The 3,388-nt window shown below is 67.1% G+C and carries 4 protein-coding genes and 2 pseudogenes; all 6 read right to left on the reverse strand.

Annotated elements, in window-relative coordinates:
- Positions 1-327: pseudogene (locus tag P3W97_RS00770) on the reverse strand (hypothetical protein); the annotation flags it as partial.
- Positions 328-446: 119 nt separating this feature from the next.
- Entirely contained in the window at positions 447-1,136 is a 690-nt protein-coding gene (locus P3W97_RS00775; RefSeq protein ID WP_300843074.1) for a Bax inhibitor-1 family protein, read from the reverse strand.
- Positions 1,137-1,253: 117 nt separating this feature from the next.
- Positions 1,254-1,664 (reverse strand): biopolymer transporter ExbD, encoded by a 411-nt coding sequence (locus P3W97_RS00780; protein ID WP_300843075.1) that lies wholly within the window; start codon positions 1,662-1,664, stop codon positions 1,254-1,256.
- 24 nt (positions 1,665-1,688) lie between these two features.
- Positions 1,689-2,423: a MotA/TolQ/ExbB proton channel family protein gene (locus tag P3W97_RS00785; protein WP_300843076.1), complete on the reverse strand. Its 735-nt coding sequence runs from the start codon at positions 2,421-2,423 to the stop codon at positions 1,689-1,691.
- A 20-nt stretch (positions 2,424-2,443) separates the two neighbouring features.
- Entirely contained in the window at positions 2,444-2,635 is a 192-nt protein-coding gene (locus tag P3W97_RS00790) for an energy transducer TonB (RefSeq protein ID WP_367184574.1), read from the reverse strand.
- 214 nt (positions 2,636-2,849) lie between these two features.
- Positions 2,850-3,388 (reverse strand): annotated as a pseudogene (locus P3W97_RS00795) (IS21 family transposase); the annotation flags it as partial.

Here is a 3,388-nt window from a genome sequence, read left to right on the forward strand (position 1 = left end):
GGCCGGGGGTGCTGCGGGGATGTTGTTTTCCCGCATGTATTCGTCCATTTCGCGCCAGCCGGCAAAGATCGCGGCTTTGGCTGCCCGCGGGTTGGCCGCATAGCAGTCTTCCAGGCTGCGCTGGGTGTGGCGGCAGCCCGCGCCGATTGCGCGTCCGTCTGCTTCACGGCGCTCGGCCTGCTTGGCGGGGGTGTCGATGCCCAGCATGTCGCAGCCCGCCAGCACGGCCGAGCAGGCCAAGCAGACCGCGAGCCTCTGCAAGCGCCGTGTGGTGGCGGCTGACACGAGGGGCGCAGGCGGTGTGGATACGACGGTGAGCAAGCGCATGGTGGCGATTGTCGGCCAGCGGGCAGTGGCTGGCTACCCATGCATGCACCAAAAAGCGGGTCAAAGCTGCCGCTTTCGACCCGCTCGGTACGGTGGGCCAGCCCGATCTGGCCCCTGGCTCAGTCGCGTTCGCCGCCAAAAATACCCAGCAGGGCGAGCAGACTTTGGAAGATGTTGAACAGGCTGAGGTACAGCGCGAGCGTGGCGGTGATGTAGTTGGTCTCGCCACCGTCGATGATGCGCTTGAGATCCACCAGCAAGAAGGCGCTGAAGATGCCAATGGCCATGACGGAGATGGCCGCCATGAGTGCTGTGCTGCCGACAAAGATGTTGATGAGCCCGCCGATCAGCAACACGATCGCGCCGAAGAACAGCCATTTGGCCAGGCCGTCGAGGTCGCGCTTGACGATCGAAGCCAAGTTGGCCATCACGAAAAACACCCCCGCCGTGCCGCCAAAGGCCGTCATGACGAGCTGCGCTCCATTGTTCAGGCCCAACACCGCGGCCAGCAGGCGCGACAGCATTAGCCCCATGAAGAAGGTAAAGGCCAGCAACACGGCCACGCCCGTGGCGGAGTGCTTGGTGCGTTCGATGGCGAATATGAAGCCGAAAGCGCCCGCGAGGAACACCAGCGCCCCGACACCACCGGACAAGGCCGCCGTGATGCCCGTGTTCACCCCGATCCAGGCGCCCAACACCGTGGGCACCAGGCTCAGCGCCAACAGCCCGTAGGTGTTGCGCAGCACCCGCTGGCGCGACCTGTCGGCAGCCGTGCTGCCCGTATGCCTAGAAATCGTGGTCAGACTCATAACTCGATCACTCCTGTGGTGAGAAGGGGACACGAACAGATGAGGATATTGAGCCCTGTGCGAACGAAAAGTTCATGACACCGTGGCCGTGGTCGGACGGCATGAGCGCGGTGGCAGTCAGGGCTGCTCGGTGATGAAGCCGATGCTGTGCAGCCCGGCGCGCTGGGCGGCGGCCAGTGCCTGGGCCACCCGCTCGTAGCGCGCCGCGCGGTCTCCGTACAGTTGCAGCGCGGGCTGCGGGTCCTGGGCGGCGGCTTCGGCCAGCCGCGTCGCCAGTTCCGCGTCGCTCAGCGGCGCATCGTTCCAACGGTAGCGGCCGTCGGCGTCGATGGTCAGCCGCACAGCCTCGGGGGCGGGGGCCTGCTGTTGCGCCGCCGCCTTCGGCAGTTCTACCGGCACCGCATGCTTCATCACCGGGATCGTGATCAAAAACACGATCAACAGCACCAGCATCACATCGATCAGCGGAATCATGTTGATTTCGCTGAGCAGTTCGCCGTCGTCCGGGTCGTTGAGGGAAAACGCCATGGTCGGTCTCCGTCTTGGGGGCGGTCAGCGGCCGTCGTTGCGCAGGGGGCGTACCTTGCCATCGCTCACCGCGCCCCCGACCCGCGCTCCGGTCACGAAGTAGGCGTGCAGTTCGTGCGCGAAGCGGTTGACCCGGTGCACCAAGGCCTTTTGGCCGCGCACGAGCGCGTTGTAGCCGAGCACGGCCGGGATGGCCACGGCCAGCCCCAGCGCAGTCATGATCAGCGCCTCGCCGATGGGGCCGGCGACCTGGTCCAGGGCTGCCGAGCCGCTGGTGCCGATCCCGATCAGCGCGTGGTAGATGCCCCAGACAGTCCCGAACAGCCCGACGAACGGGGCGGTCGAGCCCACCGACGCGAGAATCCACAGGCCCGCTTGCAGCCGTGCGACGAAGTCGTCGATGGCGTGGCGCAGGGCGCGCGTGACCCACTCGCTGATGTCGAAGCCATCGTGCAGTTGCGCAGCACGCTCCCCGTCCAGCCCGCGGATGTGCGCCGCCGCCTCGCGGCCCTGCGTGGCCAGCAGATAAAACGGGTTGTCGACGCCATCGCCCAGCCGGGCCAGCCCGTCGGCAAAGTCGCGGCTGTGCCAGAAGGCCTCGACCTGCCGGGCCTGCGCGCGGTGACGGCGCAGATCCAGCGCCTTGAGCACGATGACGACCCAGGAAGCCACGGACATCAGCAGCAGCAGGACCGCAATGGTGCGGATGACGCCATCGCCCTGGGTCCAAAGGTGGGCCAGGCCAAAGGCGGCAGGGATGGGGGGAGATTCCATCGGGGTCACTCCAGGACAAATTGAATCGGGATCAGATACCACATGGCTTGCGGCACACCGTCGCGTTTGCCGGGGACGTAGGTCCAGCGCAGGACGGTTTGCAGCGCGGCTTGGTCCAACCGCTCGAAGCCGCTGGAGGTGCGGATTTCGGCGGCGGATGCCGTGCCGTCGGCTTCGATGCGCACTCTGACGATCACCTTGCCCTGTTCGCCCAGGCGCCGGCTCAGGGCCGGATAGGGTGGCGGCGGGTTGTTCAGATAGGCCGCGCTGGCCGATGGCAGATCAATGCGGGTCGGCAGCGCAGCCGCCGCGGGGGCCGTGGCCCCGTCGGTGACCTCGGAACTGGACGCGGGGCTGGCAGAGGGCTGCAGCGCCGCGGCAGAAGGGGCGGGCGCGGTGGCCGCAGCGGGCTGCGTAGCTGCTGTGGTCGATGCGCACGCAACACTGTCGTCGCAGACCGTGCGCTGCACCTCGCTGGTCTCGAAGCGCCGGCCCTTGAGCGCAGTGGCCTGGGTGTGCTAAATAGCGTCCTCCACCGTGCCCTTGCGGTTGGGCTCACGCACGCGGGCTGGGTCGGCTACCACCTCGCAGTGGGCCAGCGTGGCGGCATCAACAGGATTGAGGGCGGGCTCGTACAGCTCGGCCCAGATCTGCTGGCCGGAATTGCAGAGCACGCGCCGGAAGCTGCGCCGCGAGTATCGCAGCGTGGCCAAGAACAGGCGGGGTTTGCGATACCGGTTGCTGCCGGGCACGCGGGTTGGGCGCGCCCTCGCCGTAGTCGACCTGCATCTCTTCGCCGGGAGTAAACAAGAGGCGGTCGAATTGCTCGGGCTCCTTGTGGCGCAGTTGGGCCACGAAGCGCTTGACGGAGTTGTAGGCGCCATCGAAGCCGTGCAGGTCCACCAGGTCCTGGTAGATGGCGGTGGCGTTGCGGCCCAGGCGCAACTGGG

This window comes from Tepidimonas sp., from assembly GCF_029335975.1.
Classification (GTDB): Bacteria; Pseudomonadota; Gammaproteobacteria; order Burkholderiales; family Burkholderiaceae_C; genus Tepidimonas.